The 25,488-nt window shown below is 62.1% G+C and carries 22 protein-coding genes; 10 read left to right on the top strand and 12 right to left on the bottom strand.

Going from position 1 to position 25,488, the window contains the following annotated elements; all coding sequences use genetic code 11:
- Positions 1 to 121 precede the first annotated feature (121 nt).
- Together ODQ19_RS26475 and ODQ19_RS26470 are read left to right on the top strand one after the other, a co-directional pair.
- On the top strand, positions 122 to 937 hold the full coding sequence (locus ODQ19_RS26475) for an alpha/beta fold hydrolase (protein WP_330211656.1): 816 nt from the start codon (positions 122 to 124) through the stop codon (positions 935 to 937).
- Positions 927 to 2,063 carry a PAS domain-containing sensor histidine kinase gene (locus ODQ19_RS26470; protein ID WP_330211655.1) on the top strand — a complete coding sequence of 379 codons (1,137 nt, stop codon included), beginning with the start codon at positions 927 to 929 and terminating at the stop codon, positions 2,061 to 2,063. Before ODQ19_RS26475 ends, ODQ19_RS26470 begins: the two co-directional genes overlap by 11 nt.
- Here the strand turns inward: ODQ19_RS26470 and dapF are convergent.
- The gene (gene dapF / locus ODQ19_RS26465; protein WP_330211654.1) at positions 2,060 to 2,863 is read right to left on the bottom strand and encodes a diaminopimelate epimerase; all 804 of its coding nucleotides are present in this window, start codon (positions 2,861 to 2,863) and stop codon (positions 2,060 to 2,062) included. The two genes, ODQ19_RS26470 and dapF, sit on opposite strands and share 4 nt — an antisense overlap.
- Before the next feature lie 159 nt (positions 2,864 to 3,022).
- Between dapF and ODQ19_RS26460 the strand changes: the two genes are divergently transcribed.
- On the top strand, positions 3,023 to 3,520 hold the full coding sequence (locus ODQ19_RS26460) for an AAA family ATPase (RefSeq protein WP_330211653.1): 498 nt from the start codon (positions 3,023 to 3,025) through the stop codon (positions 3,518 to 3,520).
- Positions 3,521 to 3,627: 107 nt separating this feature from the next.
- On the opposite strand, the gene ODQ19_RS26455 is transcribed toward ODQ19_RS26460, so the two are convergent.
- The 3 genes from ODQ19_RS26455 to ODQ19_RS26445 are packed head-to-tail and all read right to left on the bottom strand — an operon-like array spanning position 3,628 to position 5,883.
- Positions 3,628 to 4,038: an SRPBCC family protein gene (locus ODQ19_RS26455; RefSeq protein ID WP_116665981.1), complete on the bottom strand. Its 411-nt coding sequence runs from the start codon at positions 4,036 to 4,038 to the stop codon at positions 3,628 to 3,630.
- 25 nt (positions 4,039 to 4,063) lie between these two features.
- Complete coding sequence (locus ODQ19_RS26450) at positions 4,064 to 4,861, bottom strand: SDR family NAD(P)-dependent oxidoreductase (protein WP_116665980.1); 798 nt, start codon at positions 4,859 to 4,861, stop codon at positions 4,064 to 4,066.
- An 11-nt stretch (positions 4,862 to 4,872) separates the two neighbouring features.
- A complete protein-coding gene (locus ODQ19_RS26445) occupies positions 4,873 to 5,883 on the bottom strand; it encodes an aldo/keto reductase (protein WP_330211652.1) in 1,011 nt (336 codons plus the stop codon).
- A gap of 112 nt (positions 5,884 to 5,995) precedes the next feature.
- On the opposite strand from ODQ19_RS26445, the gene ODQ19_RS26440 reads away from it, so the two are divergent.
- Positions 5,996 to 6,892, top strand: a complete 897-nt coding sequence (locus ODQ19_RS26440; RefSeq protein WP_072447707.1) for a LysR substrate-binding domain-containing protein — start codon at positions 5,996 to 5,998, stop codon at positions 6,890 to 6,892.
- Positions 6,893 to 7,253: 361 nt separating this feature from the next.
- Here the strand turns inward: ODQ19_RS26440 and ODQ19_RS26435 are convergent, their stop codons facing one another.
- Genes ODQ19_RS26435 through ODQ19_RS26425 form a run of 3 tightly spaced genes read right to left on the bottom strand, consistent with a single transcriptional unit; the run spans position 7,254 to position 11,015 of the window.
- The gene (locus tag ODQ19_RS26435) at positions 7,254 to 8,546 is read right to left on the bottom strand and encodes an NAD(P)/FAD-dependent oxidoreductase (protein WP_330211651.1); all 1,293 of its coding nucleotides are present in this window, start codon (positions 8,544 to 8,546) and stop codon (positions 7,254 to 7,256) included.
- Positions 8,543 to 9,631, bottom strand: a complete 1,089-nt coding sequence (locus tag ODQ19_RS26430) for a polyamine ABC transporter substrate-binding protein (RefSeq protein WP_330211650.1) — start codon at positions 9,629 to 9,631, stop codon at positions 8,543 to 8,545. Before ODQ19_RS26430 ends, ODQ19_RS26435 begins: the two co-directional genes overlap by 4 nt.
- A gap of 25 nt (positions 9,632 to 9,656) precedes the next feature.
- Complete coding sequence (locus tag ODQ19_RS26425; protein ID WP_057710179.1) at positions 9,657 to 11,015, bottom strand: glutamine synthetase family protein; 1,359 nt, start codon at positions 11,013 to 11,015, stop codon at positions 9,657 to 9,659.
- A 138-nt stretch (positions 11,016 to 11,153) separates the two neighbouring features.
- Here ODQ19_RS26425 and ODQ19_RS26420 point away from each other — a divergent pair, with 138 nt between their 5' ends.
- Positions 11,154 to 12,050 carry a helix-turn-helix domain-containing protein gene (locus tag ODQ19_RS26420; protein ID WP_116668102.1) on the top strand — a complete coding sequence of 299 codons (897 nt, stop codon included), beginning with the start codon at positions 11,154 to 11,156 and terminating at the stop codon, positions 12,048 to 12,050.
- A gap of 202 nt (positions 12,051 to 12,252) precedes the next feature.
- Positions 12,253 to 14,415: a TonB-dependent siderophore receptor gene (locus ODQ19_RS26415; protein WP_330211649.1), complete on the top strand. Its 2,163-nt coding sequence runs from the start codon at positions 12,253 to 12,255 to the stop codon at positions 14,413 to 14,415.
- Here ODQ19_RS26415 and ODQ19_RS26410 read toward each other — a convergent pair.
- Positions 14,405 to 15,535 (bottom strand): MFS transporter, encoded by a 1,131-nt coding sequence (locus tag ODQ19_RS26410; RefSeq protein ID WP_330211648.1) that lies wholly within the window; start codon positions 15,533 to 15,535, stop codon positions 14,405 to 14,407. The genes ODQ19_RS26415 and ODQ19_RS26410 overlap by 11 nt on opposite strands.
- Positions 15,536 to 15,633: 98 nt before the next feature.
- Here ODQ19_RS26410 and ODQ19_RS26405 point away from each other — a divergent pair, with 98 nt between their 5' ends.
- Positions 15,634 to 16,404, top strand: a complete 771-nt coding sequence (locus ODQ19_RS26405) for an AraC family transcriptional regulator (RefSeq protein ID WP_330211647.1) — start codon at positions 15,634 to 15,636, stop codon at positions 16,402 to 16,404.
- Between the two features lie 4 nt (positions 16,405 to 16,408).
- Here ODQ19_RS26405 and ODQ19_RS26400 read toward each other — a convergent pair whose 3' ends face one another.
- From ODQ19_RS26400 to ODQ19_RS26385, 4 genes are all read right to left on the bottom strand, one after another.
- Complete coding sequence (locus tag ODQ19_RS26400; RefSeq protein WP_005788953.1) at positions 16,409 to 16,846, bottom strand: carboxymuconolactone decarboxylase family protein; 438 nt, start codon at positions 16,844 to 16,846, stop codon at positions 16,409 to 16,411.
- A gap of 93 nt (positions 16,847 to 16,939) precedes the next feature.
- Positions 16,940 to 18,385: a mechanosensitive ion channel family protein gene (locus tag ODQ19_RS26395; protein ID WP_116668099.1), complete on the bottom strand. Its 1,446-nt coding sequence runs from the start codon at positions 18,383 to 18,385 to the stop codon at positions 16,940 to 16,942.
- A 179-nt stretch (positions 18,386 to 18,564) separates the two neighbouring features.
- The gene (locus tag ODQ19_RS26390; RefSeq protein WP_116668098.1) at positions 18,565 to 19,431 is read right to left on the bottom strand and encodes a pirin family protein; all 867 of its coding nucleotides are present in this window, start codon (positions 19,429 to 19,431) and stop codon (positions 18,565 to 18,567) included.
- 76 nt (positions 19,432 to 19,507) lie between these two features.
- Positions 19,508 to 20,713: a multidrug effflux MFS transporter gene (locus ODQ19_RS26385; RefSeq protein ID WP_330211646.1), complete on the bottom strand. Its 1,206-nt coding sequence runs from the start codon at positions 20,711 to 20,713 to the stop codon at positions 19,508 to 19,510.
- A 100-nt stretch (positions 20,714 to 20,813) separates the two neighbouring features.
- Between ODQ19_RS26385 and ODQ19_RS26380 the strand changes: the two genes are divergently transcribed.
- The 3 genes from ODQ19_RS26380 to ODQ19_RS26370 form a co-directional block, all read left to right on the top strand.
- On the top strand, positions 20,814 to 21,920 hold the full coding sequence (locus ODQ19_RS26380) for an efflux RND transporter periplasmic adaptor subunit (protein ID WP_330211645.1): 1,107 nt from the start codon (positions 20,814 to 20,816) through the stop codon (positions 21,918 to 21,920).
- 2 nt (positions 21,921 to 21,922) lie between these two features.
- Positions 21,923 to 24,997: an efflux RND transporter permease subunit gene (locus ODQ19_RS26375; RefSeq protein ID WP_330211644.1), complete on the top strand. Its 3,075-nt coding sequence runs from the start codon at positions 21,923 to 21,925 to the stop codon at positions 24,995 to 24,997.
- 110 nt (positions 24,998 to 25,107) lie between these two features.
- Positions 25,108 to 25,488, top strand: a 381-nt coding sequence (locus tag ODQ19_RS26370) for a hypothetical protein (RefSeq protein WP_330211643.1), incomplete at its 3' end; no start/stop codon positions are given.

Here is a 25,488-nt window from a genome sequence, read left to right as displayed (position 1 = left end):
TGAAGTCTCTCCCTGAAGACGCCGACTTTACCTTATCTGCACGCAAACGCGTGACCCAGGGCCAGCGACTATCTAAACTGCCCGCTAAGCTGCATAGCAATTAGCCATCCACGAGAACCCCATGGACCTACGTCACCGCAACAATGTACATGTGATGGGCAACGGTCCCTCGACGCTGGTGTTTTCCCACGGCTTTGGTTGCAACCAGGCCATGTGGGATGCCCTGGCACCGCACTTTCTCGAGCGCTTTCGCGTGGTGCTGTATGACCTGGTCGGCGCCGGCCTGTCGGACTTGAGTGCGTTCGACAAAGCCAAATACAGCCGCCTGGATGGCTATGCCCATGACCTGAACGAGATTATCGACGCCTACGCCCAAGGCCCGGTGGTTCTGGTGGGCCACTCGGTCAGCGCGATGATCGGCACCCTCGCCGACCGTTTCATCCCGCAGCGCATTGCCGCGCACGTGATGATTGGCCCATCGCCACGCTATATCGATACCGAGGAATATGTCGGCGGTTTCAAGCGCGACGACATCGACGACCTGCTCGACACCCTCGACAGCAACTACCTGGGCTGGTCCAGCGCCATGGCTCCGGTGATCATGGGCGCCCCGACGCAGCCGCACCTGAGCGAGGCGCTCACCGACAGCTTCTGTCGCACCGAGCCGGACATCGCCAAGCAGTTCGCCCGCGTGACCTTCCTGTCGGATAACCGCCAGGATGTATGCGGCCTGACCACCCCGGTGCTGATCCTGCAATCGACCGACGACCTGATCGCCCCCGTGGCCGTGGGTGAATACCTGCACGCCGTATTACCTAACAGCACTTATTGCCTGGTCGAGAATGTCGGCCATTGCCCGCATATGAGCGCCCCCCAGGCGTGTGCCACGACGATGGACCGGTTCCTGGCCCCCTGGGCGGCTGCTAATGCCCGTTGACCCGCTGTTTGACAGCGCGGCCTGTGCCCTGGCGGTGACCCAGGAGGATGGCACGATCCTGCACGTCAACCCGCGCTTGTGCGATTGGCTGGGTTTCAGTGCGGCCCAACTGTTGGGCCGGCGTTTCCAGGACCTGCTGGCCATGGGCGGGCGGATTTTTTACCAGACGCACCTGGCGCCAATGCTGCGCATGCACGGCAGCGTCACCGAGGTGAAACTCGACATCCGCCATTGCAACGGGCACAAAGTCACGGTCTTGCTCAATGCCAACCGGCGCCAGCAGCCGGACGGCGTGGTGTATGACCTGGCGCTGTTCGGCACCACCGATCGTGACAAGTACGAGCGCGAACTGCTCAATGCCCGCAAGCAGGCCGAAGCACTGCTGCAAGAAAAAACCGCCACGGAGCTGGCCCTGCAACAGGCCCAGGCCGAACTGAGCGAGGCCTACGCCATTGCCCAGCGCCGGGCGTTGTTTGCCGAACAGATGGTGGCGATTGTCAGCCACGACCTGAAAAACCCTCTGACTGCGATCCGCATGGCCGCCGACTTTCTCCAGCGCGGCGAGCGCACGGCCAAGGAGCACCAGCTACTGGGGCACATCGGCCAGTCATCCGAACGCGCCCATCGCATGATCGCCGACCTGCTGGACTTCACCCAGGCCCGGGTCGGCCAGGGCATCACCATCAAACCGCAACCGCTGGACCTGCATGGCGTTATTCATCGCAGCGTCGACGAACTGCGGGTGGCCTTCCCCAAGGCCACGCTGGTGCATCACGCCGAGGGCCAGGGTGACGCGTGCCTGGACGCCGACCGCGTGCAACAGATGATCGGTAACCTGGTGGCCAACAGCGTGGCCTATGGCGACTTGTTGCAGCCGATCACGATCACCTCGCGCCTGGGCGATAACACCTGCGCGGTCGCGGTGCATAACCACGGCCCGGCGATTCCCCAACCCCTGCTGGCCGGGTTGTTCGAACCCATGACCCGCGGCACCGACCAGGGCAGCGACGTGCGCAGCGTAGGCCTGGGCCTGTATATCGTGCGCGAACTGGCCAGGGTGCATGGCGGTGATGTGGCGGTGAGTTCCTGTGCGAGCGCCGGCACCACGTTTACCGTGAAGTTCTAGTCCAGGTACGCGGTGCCCTGCATGATCGGCTCGACCCGGCCGGTCAATATCACCCCGCCCTGGCCGTCCCATTGCACCGTGACCGCGCCACCGTCGCACTGGACTTCCACACGCTCATCGAGCAGCCCTCGCCGGATGCCGTTGACGACCGCCCCGCAACAGCATGAACCGGACCCCAGCGGCACACCGCCGCCACGCTCCCAGATACGCAGGCGGATATGGCCGCGGTCCAGTACTTGCACAAAATGCACATTGGTCCCGGCCGGAAACAGCGGGTGAACTTCCAGGGTCGAGCCCATGGCCTCAATATCAAGCGCAGTCACATCCTCTACAAAAAACGTGCAATGCGGGTTGCCCATGCTGCACGCTGCCGGCTGGCCGTCGATAGGCAACACGCAGGTGTCCATCGTCTTGGCCAAGGGTACAGACGCCCAGTCCAGCGAGGGTGCGCCCATGTCCACCGACACCCGCTGCCCATCAGCACGTGTGCACGTCAGCAAACCGCGGTCGCTAAGCAGCACGATGGTCTCGGCGCCTGTCTCATGCATCAGGCGATCGGCCACGCCACGCGTCGCGCTGCCGCAGGTTTGCAGGCGTGTTCCGTCCGGGTTCCAGAACTGAACGCGCGCAGCAGCCTCCTCACAGTCGAGCACCACCGCCAGTTGATTGAAACCGATGCCGGTGCGGCGGTTACCCAGGTGACGGGCAATCTGCGCAGTAATGGGGTTATCCTCGCCACGGCGGTCGATGATAATGAAGTCGTCGCCGTGGGCGTGCATCTTCACGAACGGCAGGGTCATGGGCGCTCCTGTGGGTGAAATGAGTCGAGCGGTTCTAATACCACTGTAGGAGCGAGCTTGCTCGCGAAAAACTCACAGGCGCCGCGTTTATTCAGGCAGTACGCGTTATTGTTGGCGTTTTTCGCGAGCAAGCTCGCTCCTACAGGGGGTTGAAGGGTCATGCTTATTGTATTCAGCGGCTTGCCCGGCAGTGGCAAGACCACGATTGCCAGGGAGCTGGCGCGACAGTTGGGCGCGGTTTACCTGCGTATCGATGTGATTGAGCAGGCGCTGCGGGAGGCTGCGGTGTTGGCGGGCGATGTGGGGGCCAGTGGCTACGCTGTGGCGAATGCGCTGGCGCTGAGTAACCTGCGCCTGGGGCAGCGGGTGATCGCCGATTGTGTGAACCCGGTGAAGGAAAGCCGCGATGCCTGGCAATCGGTGGCGACAGCCGCCGATGTGGCGCTGATCAATATCGAGGTGGTGTGTTCCGATCAGCAGGCGCATCGGCGTCGAGTCGAAGGCCGTGTGGGCGATATTCCCGGGCTGGTGCCACCGACCTGGGAATCGGTGCAGGTGCATGAGTATGAACGCTGGGAAGCGCCACCGTTCAGGCTGGATACGGCGCAGATGACGCCGGCAGAGGCTGTCGCGGCAGCCTTGCTCCATTTAGGCTAAAACCCACCTGTGGCGAGGGAGCTTGCTCCCGCTGGGGCGCGAAGCGGCCCCGCTCTTTGTGGGACTGCTACGCAGTCCAGCGGGAGCAAGCTCCCTCGCCACAATCCTTAGAAGTTACCGCGCAGCGCCTCAAGCCCGCCTTCGTAGACACCGGCAAACAATGCCTCTACTTGCGCATCGGTGGTACCCGCTGCCGGCGTGAACACGCCAGACCAGGTCACTTTCGCCGAGGTTTCCGTCAGCGCTTCAACCTGCAAAGTCGCCAAGTAAGCACTCACCGGAAACGGCGATGCTTCAATGGTGTAGCTGTAGGTGCGCGCCACGTTGTCGAAGGTCTGCAAACGTTCGACAATCGCGCCGCCGTCAGCGGTGGTCAGGTGACGCACACGGCCACCCTCGCTCGGCTCGCTCTTGGCAATCAAAGGCAGCCAGTCAGGCAGGCTGTTGAAGCCGCCAATCAGTTGCCAGACTTGGTCGGCCGGCACCGCAATTTCAATCACAGAAGACGCTGTTGCCACGATCAATACTCCAGTCAGGAAAAAATCAGATTGCCATGCTGTCGACAACGCCACCGTCGACCCGCAGCGCGGCGCCGGTCGTCGCCGAAGACAGCGGTGAAGCAATGTACGCCACCAGGTTCGCCACTTCATCCACATTGGCCGCGCGCTGGATGATCGAGGTGGGCCGCGCATGGCGCACAAATACATCCGCTTCGTCTCGGGCACTGCGCCCGGATTCGGCCGTGGCGTCCTTGAGCATGTGTTCCAGGCCATCGGTAAAGGTCGGCCCCGGCAAGATAGCATTCACCGTCACCCCAGTACCCGCCAGGCGCTTGGCCAGGCCGTGGGACACCGCCAGGTTGGCGCTTTTGGTCACCCCGTAATTGATCATGTCGGCCGGCGTCGCCACGCCGGACTCCGACGACACGAAGATCACCCGGCCCCAGCCCTGCTCGACCATACCCGGCACATAATGCCTCGCCAGGCGCACGCCGGAGATCACATTGACCTCATAGAAGCGCGCCCACTCACTGTCCGGCGCGTCGAAGAAATCCACCGCGTCGAAGATGCCCAGGTTGTTGACCAGGATGTCGGCGCGGGGTTCGGCGGCGAAGAGTTTCTGTGCACCTTCAACGGTCCCGAGGTCGGCCACTAAACCACGCAGTTGAGCAGCGGGAACCGCCTGGCGAATGTTCGCCAAGGCGTCGTCCACCTTGCCTGCATCACGCCCGATCACCACCACCGTGGCACCGGATTGCGCCAGGGCCTGGCTGATGCCCAGGCCGATACCGGCGGTGCTGCCGCTGACAATAGCCACTTTGCCGCTTACATCAATCTTCATGCTCAAGCTCCTTAACGTGAGAGAGGCAAAGGTGCACGGTCCGAGATCAAGCGGGCCTCGCGCAACGCTTGCCAGAAGGCTGCTGGAACCTGTTCAGACAACGCCGCGACGTCTTCGGCAATCCGCCCCGGACGACTGGCACCGGGAATCACCGCCGCCACCGCCGGATGCGCCAGTGAAAACTGTAGCGCAGCGGCCTTGATACTGACGCCAAACACCTGGGCAATCGCCTTGATCTGCTCGACCTTGGCAATGATCGCCGGGCTGGCTTGCTGGTATTCAAAATGCGTACCGCCAGCGAGGATGCCGGAGCTGTAAGGGCCACCGACGACGATCTCGACCTGCTGGGCGTGGGCCGCGTCCATCAGGCGCTGCAAGGCGCGGTCGTGGTCCAGCAGCGTATAGCGCCCCGCCAGCAGAAAGCCGTCAGGCTGGGCTTCGGTCAGGTCCAGGGTCAATTCGCAAGGCTCGACACGGTTGACGCCCAGCCCCCATGCTTTGATCACACCTTGCTCGCGCAAACGGGTGAGTACTTTGAAGGCACCCGTGCGGGCCTGGTTGAAGTATTCCAGCCATTGGTCGCCGTAAAAATCCTGGGCAATGTCGTGAACCCACACGATGTCCAGGCGATCGGTTTGCAGGCGTGTCAGGCTGTCTTCAATGGAGCGCAAGGTGGCGTCGGCGCTGTAGTCATTGAGTATTTTGTTCGGGCGGCCGTGTTCGAATACGCCGCTTTTTTCGCCAAGGTCACGGGCGGTTTCTTCGACTTCATCGAGAATCACCCGGCCGACCTTGGTGCTGAGCACGTAGTCATCGCGGTGATAGTTGGACAGCGCCTGGCCCAGGCGAATTTCCGACAGGCCCGAGCCGTAGAACGGCGCGGTATCGAAGTAACGCACGCCCTCGCTCCAGGCGGCCTCGACGGTGGCCTGGGCTTCCTCTTCGGGGATCGCGCGAAACATATTGCCCAAGGGGGCGGTGCCAAAGCCCAGTGCGCCGGGCAGTGTGTCTTTCAAGCTCATGGTGGTTCCTTAATCGGTGCGAGGTCGCTATGACCGTTGAGCAGATGCTAGATTGCGCTGATCAGACCGTCCAAGACATACTGCGACCAACTTGAGTCCTTGCAGGTCTTACATGATTGATCTACGCCAGTTGCGCTACTTCGAAGTGGTGGCCGAAGAAGAACACGTCGGCCGCGCCGCCGAGCGCTTGCACATTTCCCAATCGCCCCTGAGCCGGCAGATCGCCCAGCTCGAAGAGCGCCTGGGCCTGACCCTGTTCGAACGCAGCCAGCAGCGCATCCGCCTGACCCGCGACGGCCAGACTTTCCTGGCCGAAACCAAAGCACTGCTGACCCATGCCAACCGTCTGGAGTCTCTGGGCAAGCGCCTGGGCCGCGGCGAAGAAGGCGGTTTGTGCATCGGTTATATCGAAAACGCCATGCACGCCGGTGTATTGCCCAACGCCTTGCGCATACTGCGCGACGATAGGCCCGCCGTGCATATCAAGCTGTATAACCTGCCCTCCCTGGAACAACTCGAAGGTTTGCGCCAACGCAGCCTGGACATCGCCCTGGTGGGCGAACCACCTGCCGCCGACGACCCGGATCTGACCGCCTGGCAAGTTCTCGACGACCCGATGCTGCTGGCTCTGCCCGAACAGCATCCGCTGGTTCAACAACATGAACTGTTACCCGAACACCTGGCCGACCAACAATGGATCGGTGTGCAGCGCAAACCTGGCGCCAACCCGGCCGATGATTTCGTCGCCGCCTGTATCCGCGCCGGTTTCACCCCGCAGATTCCCATGGAGGCCAGCGAGCCCTTTACCGCATTGGGCCTGGTCGCGTCGGGGCTAGGAGTGGCGATGGTGCAAAAGGGCCTGAGCCGCAACGCACCGCCGGGCGTGGTGTTGCGCGAGCTGCCGTGGCTGGCCTACACCACACCGCTGTGGGCGGCATGGCACCGCGTCAACTTGAGGCCATTAGTGGAAACCTTTCGCAAGGTGCTGACCGAACCTGAGGCTATCTGACTGACGCCCTGCAGCTCAAATGTGGGAGCGGGCAAGCCCTAATGCCAGTCAGTTAAGCGTCATCGCCTTGTGTAGGAGCGAGCTTGCTCGCGAAAAACGTCAACGATAACGCGTGCTCGCTGAATGAACGCGGCGCCTGTAAGTTTTTCGCGAGCAAGCTCGCTCCTACAAAAAAAGCCTTAACTGACTGGCATTAGGGCAAGCCCCCTCCCACAGGGGGTCTATACCGGGCGGTGATTTTGTGGGCAACGCAGAACCCGTGTGGGAGCTGGCTTGCCTGCGATAGCGGTGGTTCAGTTGAAGATTCAGTGACTGACCCACCGCTTTCGCGAGCAAGCCCACTCCCACATTGGATCAGGAGTCAGAGTGCTTCGCGCAACCGATACCACAACATCCCCAACGCCAGCAGTGGCGAGCGCAGCGCCTTGCCACCGGGAAAGGTCATGTGCGGCACCTGGCTGAAAATATCCAGGCCCTGGCTTGCGCCCGCGTGTATCCCTTCGGCCAGCAGCCGTGCGCACCAGTGCGTCACGTTCAAGCCGTGGCCGGAATAGCCTTGGGCATAGAACACATTGGGGTACTGCTTGAGCCGCCCGACCTGGGGAAAGCGGTTGGCGGTGATGCCGATCTTGCCGCCCCACTGGAACTCGATAGCCGTGTTGGCCAACTGCGGGAATACCTTGAGCATTTTCGGGCGCATGTACGCGGCGATGTCCTGGGGGTCGCGCCCCGAGTAGTGGCAGGCACCGCCGAACAACAGGCGCCGGTCGGCAGTCAGCCGGTAGTAATCCAGGCCGACTTTCTGGTCGCACAGCGCCAGGTTCTGTGGGATCAACTGCTGGGCCACAGGCTCAGGCAGTGGCTCGGTGGCGATGATGTAGCTGCCCGCCGGCAGTACCTTGCCGCTCAAGCGCGGCTCCAGCTCCTCAAGATGGGCGTTGCATGCCAGCACCAGGTTGGCTGCGCGCACGCTGCCGCCTGCACAGCGCACCTGCACCGTCTCGCCATGGATCAGCTCCAGCACCGGGCTGTGCTCAAAGATACGCACCCCAAGGGCCTCGGCCGCCTGCGCTTCGCCCAATACCAGGTTGAGCGGGTGAAGATGGCCGGAGCCCATGTCGACCAAGCCGCCGGCATATACCGTCGAGCCCACCACCTGCGACATGTCTTGTGGGCCGACCAGTCGCGTTTCATGGGCATACCCCATGGCCGCCAGGTGCGCCTGTTCGCCCTTGAACGCGGCAAATTGCGCCGGGGTGTTAGCCAGTTCGCAAAAACCCCAGCGCAGGTCACAGTCGATGCCGTGCTCGGCAATGCGCTGGCCCACCAGGGCGACCGAGTCGATACCGGCCCGCTCCATATAGCGCACGCCCTCCTCGCCCACGTATTTGGCAAACCCGGAGACATCATGACCGATACCCCGAATTAATTGCCCGCCGTTGCGCCCGCTGGCGCCCCAACCGATACGGCGCGCCTCCAGCAGGATCACCGAAAGCCCGCGCTGGGCCAGTTCAATGGCGGTGTTGACCCCGGTAAAACCGCCGCCGATCACACACACATCGGCGCTCAGGTCTGCCTCAAGTGCGGGCCGCTGCGCCATGGCATTCGCCGAAGCGCGGTAATAGGACGGGGCATGTTCATTGGGTTGAATCATCGGTTGGACTTCACTTTGCTCCATGCGCGAGTCATCACGCGCATGGTCGCCGGCGTGGGCGTGGTGGAAATATAGAGCTTGTCGAGTACCTCCTGGGGTGGGTACACCTCAGGGTTGTTCACCAGCTCCGGGGCCATGAACGGCTTGGCGGCCGGGTTGGCGTTGGCATAGCCCACTGAGGTGCTGACCTTGGCAATCACCTCAGGCTCAAGCAGGTAGTTGATAAACGCATGAGCTTGTTTGGGGTTGCTCGCGTCGGCCGGAATCGCCAACAGGTCGAACCACAGGTTGGAGCCTTCCTTGGGGATCGAGTACGCAATGTTCACCCCGTTCTTGGCTTCCTTGGCGCGGTTGGCGGCCTGGAACACATCGCCGGAATAACCGAAAGCCACGCAGATATTGCCGTTGGCCAGGTCCGAGATGTACTTGGAGGAGTGGAAATAAGTGATGTAAGGCCGCAGCGTCAGCAGCTTGGCTTCGGCCTGCTTGTAGTCCTCGGCATTCTCGCTGCGTGGGTCCTTGCCCATGTAGTTGAGGATCGCCGGGAACAGCTCATCCGCCGAATCGAGGAAGGCCACGCCGCACTCATGCAGCTTCTTGATATTTTCCGGCTCAAACAGCACCGCCCATGAGTCGATGCGGTCGATACCCAGCACTTGCTTGACCTTGTCGACGTTGTAGCCAATGCCATTGGTGCCCCACAGGTACGGCACCGAGTGCGCATTACCGGGGTCGTTCTGTTCCAGTAACTTGAGCAGTTTGGGGTCCAGGTTCTTGAAGTTGGGCAACTGCGCGCGGTCAAGCTTGAGGAACGCGCCGGCCTTCACCTGGCGCGCCAGGAAATGGTTGGACGGCACCACCACGTCATACCCGGTGCGCCCGGCCAGCAACTTGCCCTCCAGGGTTTCGTTGGAGTCGAACACATCGTAGATCACCTTGATGCCGGTCTTGGCCTGGAAGTCCGCCAAGGTGGTCTCGCCAATGTAATCGGTCCAGTTGTAGACACTCACCGTCGGCGCCGCCTGGCCGGCACTGCTGAACGCCGCGACCAGGGCCAGTGGAAGAAGCTTGTTCAAAAGACGCATATCGTCACCCCTTTTATGCTTGTTTTTAGACGCTCAACAGCAGGAACTCACGTTCCCAGGAACTGATCACCCGCTTGAAATTCTCGTGCTCGGCGCGCTTGACCGCCACATAGCCACGCACGAATTTTTCGCCCAGGTATTGCTTGACCGTGTCGCAATCCTCCATGCGTGCCAGCGCATCTTCGAGGGTGAACGGCAGGCGCAGGTTGCGGCGTTCATAGGCGCGGCCTTCCACCGGGGCACTGGGTTCGATGTGCTCGATCATCCCCAGATAACCGCACAACAGGCTCGCGGCAATGGCCAGATACGGGTTGGCATCGGCCCCCGGCAGGCGGTTTTCCACGCGCATCGCCTCTGGGCTCGAAGTGGGCACGCGCAAGCCGACGGTGCGGTTCTCTTCGCCCCATTCGACGTTGACCGGCGCCGAGGTGTCCGGCAGGAAGCGGCGGAACGAGTTCACATTGGGCGCGAACATCGGCAACAACATGGGAATGTACTTCTGCAACCCGCCGATATGGTGCAAAAACAAAGGGCTCATGGCCCCATCGGCATCGACAAACACCGGTTTGCCGGTGGCAATCTCCACCACACTCTGGTGCAAATGCATGGCGCTGCCCGGCTCATCGGCCACTGGCTTGGCCATGAAGGTGGCGGCGACGTTGTGCTTGAGGGCGGCCTCACGCAAGGTGCGCTTGAACACCGTGATCTGGTCGGCCAGGTCCAGGGCGTCGCCGTGGCGGAAGTTGATTTCCATCTGCGCCGGGCCGTCTTCGTGGATCAGCGTATCGAGGTCCAGGCCCTGGGCTTCGCACCAGTCATAGACATCTTCGAACAGCGGGTCGAATTCGTTGGCCGCATCGATAGAGAACGACTGGCGGCCGGTTTCGGCACGGCCGGAACGGCCAATCGGGGTTTTCAAGGGCAGGTCCGGATCTTCGCAGCGCTGGGTCAGGTAGAACTCCATTTCCGGCGCGACAATCGGCTGCCAGCCTTGGTCGGTGTAGAGCTGCAGGACTTTCTTCAACACATTGCGCGGCGACAGCTCGATGGGGTTGCCCTGCTTATCGAAGGTGTCGTGGATCACGATGGCGGTGGGTTCGATGGCCCACGGCACTACGTAAGTGGCGTTGGCTGCCGGGCGGCAGATCATGTCGATATCGGCCGGGTCCAGCAGGTCGTAATAGATATCGTCGTCGACAAAGTCCCCGGTTACCGTTTGCAGCAACACACTTTCCGGCAGGCGCATGCCTCGCTCATGCAGGAACTTGTTGGTGGGCGCAATCTTGCCGCGTGCGATGCCAGTCAAGTCACTGATCACGCATTCGACTTCGGTAATCTTGTGTTCTTTCAGCCAGGTGGACAGCTGATCGAAGGGGGCGTTCATAAGGACCTCGTCTTGGGTGGGATGCGACGCCGGGTTGTACTCCCCGCGCATTGAGGTCTATCTTGGGCCAGCCTTGAAACGGCATCTATCCACTTTGCACGCGGCACAACGCACCAATAGAGTGCGCACGGATCACCCATGACACAGGCAACCGCTTTGCGCGTACAGGCCTTCGCCACCGGCGATGTGGCCGCCCAATGCAGTGCGACACCCGGCTGGGTGCAGCAGTACCAGCAGATGTCCCCCGGGCATTTTGCCGGGCGCGTGCGCTACCTCGACCTGCAAGGCGTGCAGGTCTACGAAGAGTGCATGAACACCCGGGTGGAGCAGCATTTCAACGCACCTGCCGGCGCCCTGGCGTTCTGTTTCGACGCCAGTGACAACGCGCTGTACCTGCTCAATGGCGAAAGCCGCAACACCTGGATCACCCCGGTAAACTACCGCGAAGTGGCCGTGGTGTTCGGCCCGCAGTTTGTCCAGCGCCAGGGCCTGGATGTGGCCAAGCTCGAAGGCCTGTTCATGGCACCGCTGACCTGCCAACAGAACGCGCTGTTCACCCGCTGGCTCAGTGGCACGCTCACGCGCTTGTCTGCACTCACCGACCCCATCAGCCGCGATGCCCTCACCCAGCAACTGCTCGATGACTGCCTGTTTATCCTCGATAACGCCTGCGTGTGCCTGGACCGCAGTTCACTGCAAAAGCGCGGCGAAGAACGCCGCTTGATGGCACGCATCGGTGAGTGGGCGGCGGATGCGCCGGACGAAACCGTCAACCTGCTGGAACTGGCGCAGATTGCCGGCGTGCCGCTGCGCCACCTGCAGCAAGGCTTCAAGACCTACACGGGGATGAGCCCGGCGCAGTGGTTAAGGTTGCGTCGGTTGAATGGGGCACGGCGTGAGTTGCTAAGTGGCGCTGATACCACCGTAGCCGAGGTGGCGATGAATTGGTCGTTCTGGCATTTGGGGCGGTTTTCCAACAGCTATCGTGCTTTGTTCCGGGAGCTGCCCAGCGAGACCCTGAAGCGCTTTGGTTGAAATCCAATCCCCTGTGGGAGCTGGCTCGCCTGCGATAGCGGTGGTTCAGGCAATAATTCAGCGACTGACAGGCCGCTATCGCAGGCAAGCCAGCTCCCACATTCGATTAGCGGTGTGGCAGAGCCCTGCTGCATAACTTGTAAAATCCCGCCGTTATGCCTAGCTTATGCGCCCCCCGCCCAGCGCTTTAAGGCCTTTACCCATGGTTTTGCGTTTCCGCCCCGTCGTCACCTCACATTTCGCCCTCGGCCTGTTGCTCAGTGGCGGTATCGGCAGCAGCCTGGCCGCCGAGATCGAGTTGCCGACGGTAAAGGTCCAGGGCCAGGATGAGTCGGTCTACCGCAGTGAAACTGCGTCGGTGGGTGGTTTTGATGAAACGCCGCTGTTGGACACCCCCGCCTCGATCACCGTGATCAACGCCGCCCTGATCAAGGACCAGCAGGCACGCTTGCTCAGTGAAGTGCTGCGCAACGATGCCTCGGTGGGCGACAGTTACGCGCCCATTGGCTATTACGAAAATTTTGTGGTGCGTGGCTTTTCGCTGAACGCGGCCAGCAGTTACAAGATCAATGGGCGCACCATCACCGGCGAGCAGAACGTCGCCCTGGAAAACAAGCAGCAGGTGGAAGTGCTCAAGGGCCTGGCCGGTTTGCAGAGCGGCATTTCCGAGCCCAGCGGGGTGATCAACTACGTGACCAAACGCCCCCAGGATATGCGCTCGGTGACGGTGTCCACCGATGATCGTGGCAGCGGTTACATCGCCACCGATGTCGGCGGCTGGTTTGGCAGCGAGCAGCAGTTCGGCCTGCGCGCCAACGTCGCCCATGAAGACCTCAACTCCTATGTGGAACACGCCAACGGCCAGCGCGATTTCGTGTCCCTGGCCTTTGACTGGAACATCAGCCCCGACGCCGTGCTGCAACTGGACGCCGAATACCAGAACAAACAACAGCGCTCGGTGCCAGGTTATCAACTGCTGGGCGGCACCGAAGTGCCCCACAGCGCCTCACCGAAGAAGCTGTTGGGGCACCAGACGGGCGGCAAGCAGGTCGGGATTGATTCGCTGAACCTCAACGGCAAGTTCGAGTACCGTTTCAGCGATCAGTGGAAAGGCAGTGTCAGCGCGGCGCGTAGCAAGGTGGTGATTGATGACTACAGCTCGTTTGCCTGGGGTTGCTATGGTTCGCCCAGTTGCAGTGCCGCAAGCGTGCCGAACTATTTCAGCCCCGAAGGCAACTACGACGTCTACGACTACCGCAGCCCGGACGACACTCGTCGCGACGACGAAATCCAGGCGGCCATGACCGGCCTCTTCGACACCGCCGGCATCGGCCATGAACTGACCTTTGGCACCAGCGCGTTTCGCCGGGTGATCGACAAACGCAAGTCGGTCAACGAACTCATCGGCACCGCCAATATCAACGAAGAGGTGCCGAGCTTTCCCCCGACCGACAAGCCGCTGAACGACAGCCACCGCAACCTCGACAGCCGCCAGTACGGGCTGTTCGTCACCGACCGCATCCGCTTCAACGAGCAATGGCAAACGATCCTCGGCGGCCGTGAAGTGCGCCTGGACGAAAAAGCCTTCGACAGCGTCACCGGCAACCAGACACGCCACACCCAACAGTACGTGTTCCTGCCCCAGGCCTCGTTGATCTACAAGCCGGTGGACAACGTTTCGCTGTACACCAGCTACAGCAAGGGCCTGTCCCTGGGCGGCACCGCGCCGTGGTTCGCAAACAATGCGGATGAAACACTCGCCCCCACCGTATCGCGCCAGATCGAAGCCGGGGTGAAATACGACTGGCGCCGTATCAGCTTCGCCGCCGCCGTGTTCCAGACGCGCCAGGCTTACCAGTACGCCAAACCCGAAGGTGACGGTTTCACCTACCTGCAGCAAGGCCAGCAGAAAAACACCGGCCTGGAACTGTCCGCCAACGGCTGGGCCACCGACCGTCTGCAGATCGCCACCAGCGTGGCCGCCATCCGAGCGCGGGTGAGCGGCAGCGGCACGCCGGAATACGAAGGCCACCAGGCGATCAACGTGCCCAAGCTGCGCGCCAGTGTGTATGCCGACTACGCCCTGCCCTGGGTCAACGGCCTGGCGGTATTGGGCGGCGTGCAATACAGCGCTAAGAAGTCCGCCAATCGCACCGGCAACGTGGAAGTGGGTGACTACGCCGTGGTCAACGTCGGTAGCCGCTACACCACCAAGGTCGATGGCTACGAGACGGTGTTTCGCCTGAGCGTCGATAACCTGTTCGACAAGCGCTACTGGCGCGACGCCGGCGAATACATGGGCGATGACTACCTGTTCCAGGGCGCACCGCTGACGGCGCGCCTGAGTGCATCGGTCAACTTCTGAAGACCCGCGGCGTTGCCAGCCACAACGCCGCCAGGCCGCATACCAATAGGCTCCAGCCAAGGTCCTGGGTCCATGCCACCAGGGTCAGCCCGCCACCAATCACCAGGTAATACAGCAAGCCGAACAAGGCAGCGGCAGTGCCGAGACGATCGCGGTAGTCGACTAACGCGCCGCCGAGCACATTGGGTATCGCCATGCCGAATGCCAGCACCACCAGCAACATCGGCCATACCAATAACCAGCTGTGTTGCAGAGCCAGTACCAGCAGGCTCCCCACCACCGCCACTACAGCAGCGACAAACACCAATTGATCGCTGTCCATACCACGCTTGAGCAAGGCTTTGTTCAGCCACGCCCCCAGGCCGGACCCCAACGCCAGCAGCACGCCGCTGTAGCCGAACTCGGCAGTGGAGCGCCCCAGGTGCGCGAAGATAAACGGCCCTACGCTGTAATAGCTGAACAGCGCAATATTGAAGGCTGCCACCAATCCGACCGAGCGCCAGATTCCGGCATCCTTGAGCATCAATCCGAGTGTCTGGCCAAGGGCGGCCGTGGGCAACGATGCCGGGCGTGTTTCCGGCAAGGCCCACAGGCACCAGGCCCACAACCCCAGTGCGAGCAGCAGCAACGTGCCAAGCACGCCGCGATAGCCAAAGCACTCCACCAGTCTTGCACCGCTGAATAACCCGATGGCGGGGCTGGCCGCCAGCGCAATGCCCATCAGCGAAAACACCTGGGCCAGTCCGGCGCCGTGGAACCGGTCACGCAACACGGTCTGCGTGACCACCGACCCCACCGCCGCACCGAAAGCAGCACACGCCTGGGCCAGCAACAAACCGCTGAATGTAGTCACATTCAAGGCCAGCGCCGACGCTCCTGCATAAATCCCAAGCCCGATCAGCATCACGGGCCGCCGCCCCCAACGATCGCTCAAGCGCCCCCATACCACTACACCAAAAGCGAAGGCCAGGAAGTACACCGACAGTGTCTGCCCCGCCCGCTCAGGCGCGACCGCGAACACCCGGCCGATATCGCCCAGGGCCGGGCTGTACAGGGTCTGGGCCAATTGCGGGAACATCAGCAAGGCCATCGTCAGCATCAGCAAATTTCCAGACTTCATCACCAGGTCCATCCATAAAAACAATGGACGAATTCTAGGGCGCGCCAACTGGGGTATTATCCAGACTTCGACATTTTATCCATGAAATCGGACAAACCATGGCTTGGCTCGAAGCGACTGCATCGTTCAATCCCGACGCGTTTGCCGCTCCCGTGATCGGCATCGCCGCGGTGCTGGGCAATCACGACTCCGGCATGCATCGCCACCAGCGCGGGCAGTTGCTGTTCACCCAGCAAGGTTGCACGCGCATCACGCTGGACACTCAACTGTGCCTGCTGCCGCCCACCCGCGCTGCCTGGATACCGTGCGGCCTGCCTCATCGCGCGGTGATGCAGCACGCAGTCGATTACCGGTCGGTGTACGTGAGCGCGGCCCTGGCCGGGCAGTTACCCGCGCAGGTGCGAGTGATCCAAGTGAGCACCTTGCTGCGGGCCGTACTGGAACCGATGGCTATGGCGCCCTTCGAGACCGATTGGCACACCGGCCGCTATGCCCACTTGCTTGGGCTGTGCCTGGACGAAATCCGCCATGCGGTCGAGCAGCCCCTGCTCCTGCCGTTGCCGCGCGACAAGCGCCTGGCACCCTTGCTGGCCCAACTCGACCGCTTGCCACCGACATTGCAGGAACTGGAACAGCACATTGGCGCCAGCACCAAGACCATTGGCCGGATTTTCCTCAAGGAAACCGGCCTGGGGTATCAGCAGTGGCGCCAACAGTGGCGACTGATGCGGGTGATCGAACTGCTCGCCACCGGGCGCAGCCTGGGCTACTGCGCCTTTGAACTGGGCTTTGCCAGCGACAGTGCGCTGATCGCCTTTTTCAAAGGCATGACCGGCAGCACCCCGCGTGGTTATTTCAAACCCGACTGATGCCTTACTTGGGCATCTTGCGAAACCCCACCGCCAGGCGATTCCAGCTGTTGATAGTGGCGATGGCCACGCTCAGGTCGACTTGCTCCTGTGGGCTGAATTCGGCAGCCAGGGCATTGAAGTCTTCATCCGGGGCGTGGGTGTGGCTGAGCAGGGTCAGGCTTTCGGCCCAGGCCAGGGCGGCGCGTTCACGTGGGGTGAAAAATGGCGTTTCGCGCCAGGCCGACAGGGTGTACAGGCGCCGCTCGGTCTCGCCGCCCTTGCGCGCATCGGCGGTGTGCATGTCGAGGCAGAACGCGCAGCCGTTGATTTGCGAGACCCGCAGGCGCACCAGTTCCAGCAGTGGCAGTTCGATGGAAAGTTTGCCGACCGCCGCTTCCAGGGCGAGCATGGCTTTCATCGCGTCTGGGGAAGCGGTGTAGAAATCGGTACGGGTTTGCATGGTGAAACTCCAGAACGTTGGGATAGGTGCGCAGAGTAGTCAGCGCAGCGTTCTGGAGAAATAGCCAATCCGGGCGAAGAACAGGTGACCAATCTACAGGCCGCGGTTCCTCAGCCACTGGATGAAGCCCTTCTTCACCGGCACCACAGGTGCGTCTTCGGTCAAGGCCTGGGCGGCATGGCGGCGGAAATCCAGCAGCGCTTTCATGGCTTCGCCGATATCATGCCGAGCGTCCAGGCACGGCTTGAGGTATTCATTTTCGATGCGGTAGAGCGTGCAGTAGGTCTTGGCCGAGAAATCCGCCAGCGCCGCCTGGTCTGAGAGAATGCCGGACTCACCGATCACCTCCCCCGGGCCCATGCGCCCAGCCTCGAACTTGTGCCCGTCCTTGATCAACAGCACCGAGACCACGCCGGACTCGATGATGAACAGGTGATCGCTGACCTCCCCCGCCGCCAGGATCATCTCACCGGCGCGGTAGGTGTGCAGGGTCATGTTCTGGCTGAAGGTGTCTTTCTCTTCCTGACGCAAGGTGGAAAAGATCGACGAGCGCTCCAGCAAGGCGCGGGCGCCAGACACCGCAGGCGGCGTGCTGCCTTCGGTGGCAGACAACAGCCCCACGCCGGCCGCCTGCAAATGCCGGTAGGCCAGGTCGTAAAGCAGGTTGCGGGTTTCGCGCTTGAGGCCCATGGCCGGCACAAAGCCGCTGATCTCATATTCCACGCCACTGCCGGTGGACGCTTTGAACGCGACGCTGGGCGCCGGCTGGGACAGCAACGGCCGGCAGCCCTGCATCGCACGCTCCAGCGCTTCGATCACGGTTTGCGGGCGCGCATGGGGGCTGACTTGCAGGCTGACCGCCAGGCCGAACATGTCTGCCGGGCGCGAGAAGTTGATGATCTTGGCCTTGGCCGCCAGGGAGTTGGGAATCACCGCCAGGCTGCCCTGGGAGGTTTGCAGGCGCGTGGCGCGCCAGTCGATATCGGTGACACGGCCTTCGGTGCCGTCGATGGAGATCCAGTCATCGATCTGGTAAGGCTTGGTGGTATTGAGGACGATCCCGGAAAACACATCGCTCAGGGTGCTTTGCAACGCCAGGCCGACGATGATCGCCACGGCGCCGGAAGTGGCCAGCACGCCCTTGACCGGCAGATCGAGCACGTAGGCCATGGCGGCGATGATCGCGATCAGGAAAATCACCGCGCCCATCAGGTCCTGCAATAAACGCCCGGTATGGCCGACCCGCTGCATCATCACCGCGCCGAGCAACACCGTGAGGGTGCGCGCCGCGAACAGCCACCAGCCGATCTGCAACGCCGTGGCCGCCAGATGCAAAGTGGTGTCATCGGCATAAGGCGCCGCTTGCATGGGGTTCATGCCGTCGTTGAACAGCACGGCACTGAACACCGCGAAAATCACCAGCCGCGCTGCGAGTTTCCAGTTGGCCAGATTGGGGGAAATAAGGCGCCACACGGCGATGTCGATCAGGATCAACGCCACGGCGCACAGCATCGGGTGATCAGCGATAAATGAGGGCATCCAGGCGACTCCAGGGCGAATGCCGAGAAGATCGCATGAAATCAGAACCCTGGAAACAAAATGTAGGAGCGAGCTTGCTCGCGAAAAACCACAACGATCACGCGGGCTGTCTGATTGAGCGCGGTATGTTGAAGTTCTTCGCGAGCAAGCTCGCTCCTACAGGGGGTTGCGGTGAACCGTCAGGCATGCATCTGCCCGAATTTGCCCGACTGGAAGTCGGCAAATGCCTGGTGAATCTCCTGCTCGGTGTTCATCACGAACGGACCGTGGCCGACGATGGGCTCGTCGATGGGTTCGCCGCTGAGCAGCAGCACCTTGGCGTCGTCGTTGGACTCCAGGGTGATCTGATCACCGTCACGCTCGAACAACGCCAGTTGCCCTTGGCGCGCGACTTCTTTGCCGTTGACCAGCACAGTGCCGCTGAGGATCACCAAGGCCGTGTTACGCCCGGCGTGCAGGTCCAGCGTGACCGCTTTACCGGCGTTGAGGCGCAAGTCCCACACGTCAATCGGCGTGAAGGTGCGAGCCGGGCCTTGAGTACCGGCAAATTCCCCGGCGATCAGGCGCAGGTGGCCGGCGTCGTTTGCCAATGGCAGCACCGGAATGTCGCCATCGACGATGGTCTGGTAACCGGCATCCGCCATTTTGTCCTTGGCCGGCAGGTTGACCCACAGTTGCACCATCTCCAGTGCGCCGCCACTACGGGCGAAGTCTTGGGAGTGAAACTCTTCGTGCAGGATCCCTTTGGCTGCGGTCATCCATTGCACATCGCCCGGGCCGATTTTGCCGCCGGCACCAGTAGAATCGCGGTGCTCGACTTCGCCGTCGTAGACGATGGTCACGGTTTCAAAACCGCGATGCGGGTGCTGGCCGACGCCGCGACGTTGTTCAGTCGGGGTGAATTCGGCTGGACCTGCGTGATCCAGCAACAGGAATGGGCTGATGTGCTTGCCCATGGTGTCGTAGGAAAACAGCGTGCGTACCGGAAAGCCATCGCCGACCCAGTGGGCGCGGGGGCTGGTGTAGATACCAATCAGCTTTTTCATGGTGTACCTCCAAAGTGAGTACACCTTAAATCGTCTCACCCTTGAGCACTAGCCGGTAAAAATGGCCCTGATCGTTCTATATATAGGACAGTGTTTTAACCTGGCGCTGGCGCAGCAGTTGAAAGGCAACCAGCGCCGACAGTGCAAACCCGGCCTGGATAATGATCATCGGCGCGGCACTGCCATCGCGTAACTGGCTCAGCAACAACCCGCTGCACGTGGCGCCGAACATCTGTGCGAATCCCATGAGCCCGGCGGCTAAACCTGCGCGGTGCGCATTGGGCATCACGGCCCCGGTAACGGATCCCGGCAGCACCAGGCCGCCGCCGAGCGTGACCAGGGCGATGGGAATATCCAGCCCCACTACCGACAGCCCGAACACTCCGTAAATCGCCACGGCTGCCACCCCGCCCACCGCCACCATCGTCACACCCAACGCCACTATGCGCTGCGGCCCCAGGCGCTGAATATTACGCCGGGTATAAGTGGAACCCACGATCAGCATCGACACAATCAGCCCGAAGTTGAGCCCGTACTCAAGGCTGCTGAACCCCAGCAGATTGATAAACACCGCCGATGAACCGGCGATCACCGCAAACATCGCGCCGTAGGTACACGCCAGGGCCACGGCGTAAGCACGGTACTGGCGCCCCTTGAGCAGGTCCAGATACTGCCCGCCGAGGGTGCGCCAGTGTGCGGCCCTGGGATCAAGGTGATGGTTGCTCTCGCGAAAGAACAGCAGCGCCAGCAATAACACCAGGCTGCCGATCACCAGTGCGAGGGCGATGGGTGCCTGCCAGCCGAGCAATTTGATCAGCAAGCCCCCGGCTATGGGCGCAACGACGATGGCATACAACATGCCGATCATGGTCAGCGCCAGGGCCGGGCCTGCCTCGGCTTTCCACACATCGCGCACGACGGTGCGCGCCAGTACCAACGCGGCGCACGCGCCCAGGCCTTGCAACACTCGGGCGGCGATAAATTGCTGGATGTCGGTGACCAGCAACATCGACAGCGTCGCCAGTACGTACAGTGCCAGGCCCCCGATCAAGACCGGCCGCCGGCCGATACGGTCCGACAGCGGCCCGAACAGTAGCTGCCCCAGGCCAAACGCGGCAACGAACGCCGACAGCGCCATCAGGGCCGAGCCTTGCGGCGCCAGCAGCGCGTGCTCAATGGCACCCAGGCCGGGAATGATCAGTTGCGTCGAGACTTCACCCAATGCGGTGAGGGCAACCAGCAAGAACAGCAAGCTGCGTGAGGGTGCCGGGGCGTTTGCCATGGGGAATATCCGGGGGCTGGATTAATTTATATTTCGACCATAATATGAGCAAAAAATTATGTCCATAATTTTTTGCCCTATGGTCACCCTGGAGTTCGTCATGCCCCCTCTCCCCCTGCGCCTTCTTACGCCCCTGGCTCTGCTGGTGGTACTCAGTGGTTGTAACAGCAAGGCCGACAGCGCGGCCCAAGCGCCCACATCGCGCCCGGTGCTGGCCACCACAGTCGAAGCAGCCGGCACCCAACAAAGCGCCTATACCGGCGTGGTGGCGGCACGCACTGAAAGCAACCTGGGCTTTCGGGTCAGCGGCAAGGTGATCGAGCGCAAGGTCGACCCCGGCCAGCACGTCTCCCGTGGCGACACCCTGTTGGTGCTGGATATCGGCGACTTCGAACTGGCGCTGCGCTCGGCCAAAAACCGCGTCAACGCCGCCCAGGCCCAACTGCGCCAGCGCCGTGATGATGAAAACCGTTACCAGCGCCTGGCCAGTACCGGCGCGGTGTCGCGGCAGATCTTCGACCAGTCGGCCACCAACCTGCGCGTCGCCCAGGCCGAACTGGCCGCGGCGCAATCGGATGCCAGCCAGATCGAAAACCGTCGCACATATTCGGTACTCAAGGCCGATGGCGACGGCATCATCACCGACGTGCTGGCCGATCGCGGCCAAGTGGTGGCCGAAGGGCAAATCGTGGCACGCCTGGCCCATGACGGCGCCCGCGAAGCCATCGTCAACCTGCCGGAAAACCAGCGTGACCTGGCCGCACAAAAAGCCCTGGCGTTGCCCTTTGGCGCAGCGGACCAGGCCGTGACCGCCACCCTGCGCGAACTGTCCGCCAGCGCCGACCCGGTCACCCGCACCTACCGCGCACGTTATGTGCTACAGGGTCCGGTCGAGCGGTTCGCCCTCGGCTCCACCATCACCGTGCGCCTGCAAGGCAACGGCCAGCCCCTGCAAACCCGCGTGCCCATTGGCGCCTTGCAGGATGTGGGGCAAGGCACGGGCGTCTGGCTGATTGGCGATGACCAAAAGATCAGCTTCGCCCCGGTGAAGGTCGCCAGCCTCGGCCAGGAAGACGCCTTGCTCGACAGCGGCGTAACACCCGGCCAAACCATCGTCGCCCTCGGCGCTCACCTGTTGCACAGCGGCGATACGGTGCGCTTGCTGCCCGCCCAGGCGCTGGCCCTCAACCGTCAGCAGGATCAATGAGTATGCGCGGGATCAACCTCTCCGAACTGGCCGTCAAACACCGCGCCGTCACCCTGTTTTTGCTGATCGCGATCCTCGTCGCCGGGGTCTTCGCGTTCGGCAAGCTGGGCCGCGCCGAAGACCCTTCGTTTACCGTCAAGGTCATGACCATCACCGCCGCCTGGCCCGGCGCCACCGCCCAGGAGATGCAGGAGCAAGTGGCCGATCGCCTGGAAAAGCGCCTGCAGGAACTGGACTACTACGACCGCGTCGAGACCATCGCCCAGCCAGGCTTTGTGTCGATGCGCATGACCTTCCTGGAGTCCACACGCCCGAGCGAGATTCAGGAACTGTTCTACCAGACCCGCAAAAAACTCAGCGACGAAGCCACGCGCCTGCCCAAGGGCGTGATCGGGCCGTTTTTCAATGATGAATACTCTGACGTGTACTTTGCGTTGTACGCCCTGGAAGCCGAACACCTGCCCCATCGCCAACAAGTGCAAATGGCCGAGGCACTGCGCCAGGGTTTGCTCAACCTGCCAGGGGTGAAGAAGGTCAACATCCTTGGCGAGCAGGCCCAGCGCGTGTTTGTGGAGTTTTCCTATGAGCGCCTGGCGACCCTGGGCATCAAGCCCGAACAGATCTTCGCCGTGCTCGCCGCACAAAACGCTGTGGCGCCCTCAGGCTTCGTCGAAACGGCGGGCGCCCGCGCTTATATCCGCATCGACGGCGCGTTCGACAGCCTGGCCTTGATCGAGAACGTGCCCCTGCAAGTCAATGGCCGCGTATTGCGCATCGCCGATGTGGCTACCGTGAGCCGCGGTTATGAAGACCCGCCCAGTTACCGCATCCGCCATCAGGGCGACCCGGCGCTGATGCTCGGCGTGATCATGGAGAAGCACTGGAACGGCCTGGAACTGGACAAGAGCCTGCAGGCCCAGGAAGCCAAAATCCAGGCTGACCTGCCCTTGGGCGTGAACTTCGCCAAAGTTTCCGACCAGGCGAAAAACATCAGCCTGGCCGTGAATGAGTTCATGCTCAAATTCTTCGTCGCCCTGGCCGTGGTGATGCTGATCAGCCTATTGGCCCTGGGCTTTCGCGTGGGGCTGGTGGTGGCGGCCGCCGTGCCGCTGACGCTGTCGATCGTGTTCGTGATCATGCTGGTCACAGGCCGCGAATTCGATCGCGTGACCCTCGGTGCATTGATCATCTCCCTGGGCCTGTTGGTGGACGACGCGATCATTGCCATCGAGATGATGGTGGTCAAACTTGAAGAAGGCTTTGACCGCATCCACGCGGCCACCTATGCCTGGAGCTCCACGGCGGCGCCGATGCTGACCGGCACCCTGGTCACCATCATCGGGTTTCTGCCGGTTGGGTTTGCGCGCTCCGGGGCGGGTGAGTACGCCGGCAATATCTTCTGGATCGTGGGTTTCGCGCTGATTTCATCCTGGCTGGTAGCCGTGGTGTTCACGCCCTACCTGGGCGTGAAATTGTTGCCGCAGATCAAGCCAGTGCCCGGCGGGCATGATGCGATTTATGCCGGGCGCTACTACCAGAAACTGCGCAGCCTGGTGGAGGCCTGCGTGCGCGGACGCTGGCTGGTGACCGGGCTGGTGGTGGCCGCGTTCGTGGTGTGCGGCCTGGGTATGGCGGTGGTGAAGAAACAGTTCTTCCCGGATTCCGACCGCTCGGAGCTGATTCTGGAAGTGTATATGCCACCCGGCAGTGCGTTCAAAAGCACCGAAGCGGTGGCGGCGCAGGTGGAGAAGGCGCTGTTGCAAGAGCCGCAGACCCGCATGGTCGACACCTATGTGGGCGGCGGTGCACCGCGGTTTTTCCTGTCGTTGAACCCTGAAATGCCCGACCCTGCGTTTGCCAAGCTGATCGTGCAAACCCCGGACTCCCATGCCCGCGATGCCTTGAAACAGCGCATGCGCGAGCGTATTGCCGCCGGAGAGTTTCCAGCGGCGCGGGTGCGGGTGACGCAACTGGTGTTCGGCCCGCCGGTGCCGTTCCCGGTGGTGTTCCGTGTGTCCGGGCCAGACCTGGACGTGTTGCGCGGGCTCTCCGAGGAGGTGCGCCAGGTGGTGGCCAGCAACCCCTTGACCCGCGACGCCTTTCTCGAATGGGGCGAACGCGCCAGCGCTTATCGCCTGGTGCTGGATCAGGATCGCTTGCGTCTACTGGGGTTCACGCCGGATGAGGTCAAGTCCCAACTCAACGCCCTGCTAAGCGGCAACCCGATCACCGAAGTCCGCGAAGGCAACCGTACCGTCTCAGTGGTGGCCCGCGCCCAAGGAAGCCAACGCGAAGACCTGGCCAACCTCAACAACATGACGCTGACCAACAGCGCCGGTACGTCGGTGCCATTGGCCCAGGTCGGGCATTTCCAGGCGGTGATGGAAGAACCGATCCTCAAGCGCCGTGACCGCGCCACCACCGTGGAGGTACGCGCCGACATCATCGACGGCGTGCAACCGCCCGATGTGGAAATGGCCGTGTACAAAGACCTGCAACCGCTGATCGCCAAGCTGCCCAGTGGTTACAAAATCGATATCGGCGGCCCGGTTGAGGAAAGCGCCAAGGCCAACGTGGCCCTGGCGGCGCTGTTCCCGATCATGATCCTGCTGACCCTCACAGTAATCATGTTCCAGGTGCGCTCGTTCGGCGTGATGTTCATGGTGTTCGCTACCGCGCCTTTGGGCCTGATTGGTGCAGTGCCGACCTTGTTGCTGTTCAACCAGCCGTTCGGTTTTAACGCGATCCTGGGCCTGATTGGCATCGGCGGCATTCTGATGCGCAACACGCTGATCTTTACCGACCAGATCCGCCAGAACCAGGACCACGGCATGGCGATTCGCGAGGCCATTATCGAAGCCACCGTGCGGCGTGCCCGCCCGGTGATCCTGACCGCACTGGCGGCGGCGCTGGCGTTTATTCCACTGACACTGTCGGTATTCTGGTCGTCCCTGGCTTATGTGCTGATTGGCGGTGTGCTGGTGGGCACGGTGTTGACGCTGTTGTTTTTGCCGGCGCTGTGCAGCCTGGTGCTGCGCGACAGGGTTGCTGAAACGTCCCACGTAACTGCCGGATAAGCTCTACTCCCCTGACCTGAAAACCGCTGCAAAGTCCCTCGCCTGATTGAACAGTGCGAGGGATTGCAGATGGTGGTGTTCGTTAGAGCCCTGATGAATGGGGCTGTCTCTTGATCTCGGTACTGGCCAACCTGGTGCTGGTGCCCATGGATCCCGAAGCGCCGAAGGTTGAGCGCGTATTCGCGGATTTCCGCACCTGCCTGAATACCTTTGATAAGTGGGCCGACAGCTTCTTAAGTGGTTCGGCACTTAGTGTGGAGCAGGTGTTCAAGGTTGGGGAAGACGTCGCACTGGTCGCGCCGATCTCTTCCGACAAACCCAGCCGCACGGTCGCTCAATGCAAAGCCCAGGGCGGGCTGACCCTGGTGCATCTGTTCGAAAGCACCCAATTCGTGCCTATCGGCAACACGCCTGTGATGCTGCAAGCCGTTGCACGGGACGGCAGCCCGGTCGGCGCGCCACTGCATCGGACCATTGGTCCAAGCGGCATC

It is taken from the genome of Pseudomonas sp. AM4(2022), from assembly GCF_036346515.1.
GTDB classification, from domain to species: Bacteria; Pseudomonadota; Gammaproteobacteria; order Pseudomonadales; family Pseudomonadaceae; genus Aquipseudomonas; species Aquipseudomonas paracarnis.
Note: the sequence above shows the minus strand (reverse complement) of the source record. Positions and strands in the feature narration are given on the sequence as shown.

Excerpts from the sequence above, each read along its gene's own strand:
- ODQ19_RS26440 (WP_072447707.1), top strand. The coding sequence starts at position 5,996 with ATGATTGATCTACGCCAGTTGCGCTACTTCGAAGTGGTGGCCGAAGAA.
- ODQ19_RS26380 (WP_330211645.1), top strand. The coding sequence starts at position 20,814 with ATGCCCCCTCTCCCCCTGCGCCTTCTTACGCCCCTGGCTCTGCTGGTG.
- ODQ19_RS26420 (WP_116668102.1), top strand. The coding sequence starts at position 11,154 with ATGACACAGGCAACCGCTTTGCGCGTACAGGCCTTCGCCACCGGCGAT.
- ODQ19_RS26425 (WP_057710179.1), bottom strand. The coding sequence starts at position 11,015 with ATGAACGCCCCCTTCGATCAGCTGTCCACCTGGCTGAAAGAACACAAG.
- ODQ19_RS26400 (WP_005788953.1), bottom strand. The coding sequence starts at position 16,846 with ATGCAAACCCGTACCGATTTCTACACCGCTTCCCCAGACGCGATGAAA.
- ODQ19_RS26460 (WP_330211653.1), top strand. The coding sequence starts at position 3,023 with ATGCTTATTGTATTCAGCGGCTTGCCCGGCAGTGGCAAGACCACGATT.
- ODQ19_RS26450 (WP_116665980.1), bottom strand. The coding sequence starts at position 4,861 with ATGAAGATTGATGTAAGCGGCAAAGTGGCTATTGTCAGCGGCAGCACC.
- ODQ19_RS26405 (WP_330211647.1), top strand. The coding sequence starts at position 15,634 with ATGGCTTGGCTCGAAGCGACTGCATCGTTCAATCCCGACGCGTTTGCC.
- ODQ19_RS26435 (WP_330211651.1), bottom strand. The coding sequence starts at position 8,546 with ATGATTCAACCCAATGAACATGCCCCGTCCTATTACCGCGCTTCGGCG.
- ODQ19_RS26375 (WP_330211644.1), top strand. The coding sequence starts at position 21,923 with ATGCGCGGGATCAACCTCTCCGAACTGGCCGTCAAACACCGCGCCGTC.
- ODQ19_RS26430 (WP_330211650.1), bottom strand. The coding sequence starts at position 9,631 with ATGCGTCTTTTGAACAAGCTTCTTCCACTGGCCCTGGTCGCGGCGTTC.
- ODQ19_RS26385 (WP_330211646.1), bottom strand. The coding sequence starts at position 20,713 with ATGGCAAACGCCCCGGCACCCTCACGCAGCTTGCTGTTCTTGCTGGTT.
- ODQ19_RS26410 (WP_330211648.1), bottom strand. The coding sequence starts at position 15,535 with ATGAAGTCTGGAAATTTGCTGATGCTGACGATGGCCTTGCTGATGTTC.
- ODQ19_RS26470 (WP_330211655.1), top strand. The coding sequence starts at position 927 with ATGCCCGTTGACCCGCTGTTTGACAGCGCGGCCTGTGCCCTGGCGGTG.
- ODQ19_RS26475 (WP_330211656.1), top strand. The coding sequence starts at position 122 with ATGGACCTACGTCACCGCAACAATGTACATGTGATGGGCAACGGTCCC.
- ODQ19_RS26390 (WP_116668098.1), bottom strand. The coding sequence starts at position 19,431 with ATGAAAAAGCTGATTGGTATCTACACCAGCCCCCGCGCCCACTGGGTC.
- ODQ19_RS26445 (WP_330211652.1), bottom strand. The coding sequence starts at position 5,883 with ATGAGCTTGAAAGACACACTGCCCGGCGCACTGGGCTTTGGCACCGCC.
- ODQ19_RS26395 (WP_116668099.1), bottom strand. The coding sequence starts at position 18,385 with ATGCCCTCATTTATCGCTGATCACCCGATGCTGTGCGCCGTGGCGTTG.
- dapF (WP_330211654.1), bottom strand. The coding sequence starts at position 2,863 with ATGACCCTGCCGTTCGTGAAGATGCACGCCCACGGCGACGACTTCATT.
- ODQ19_RS26415 (WP_330211649.1), top strand. The coding sequence starts at position 12,253 with ATGGTTTTGCGTTTCCGCCCCGTCGTCACCTCACATTTCGCCCTCGGC.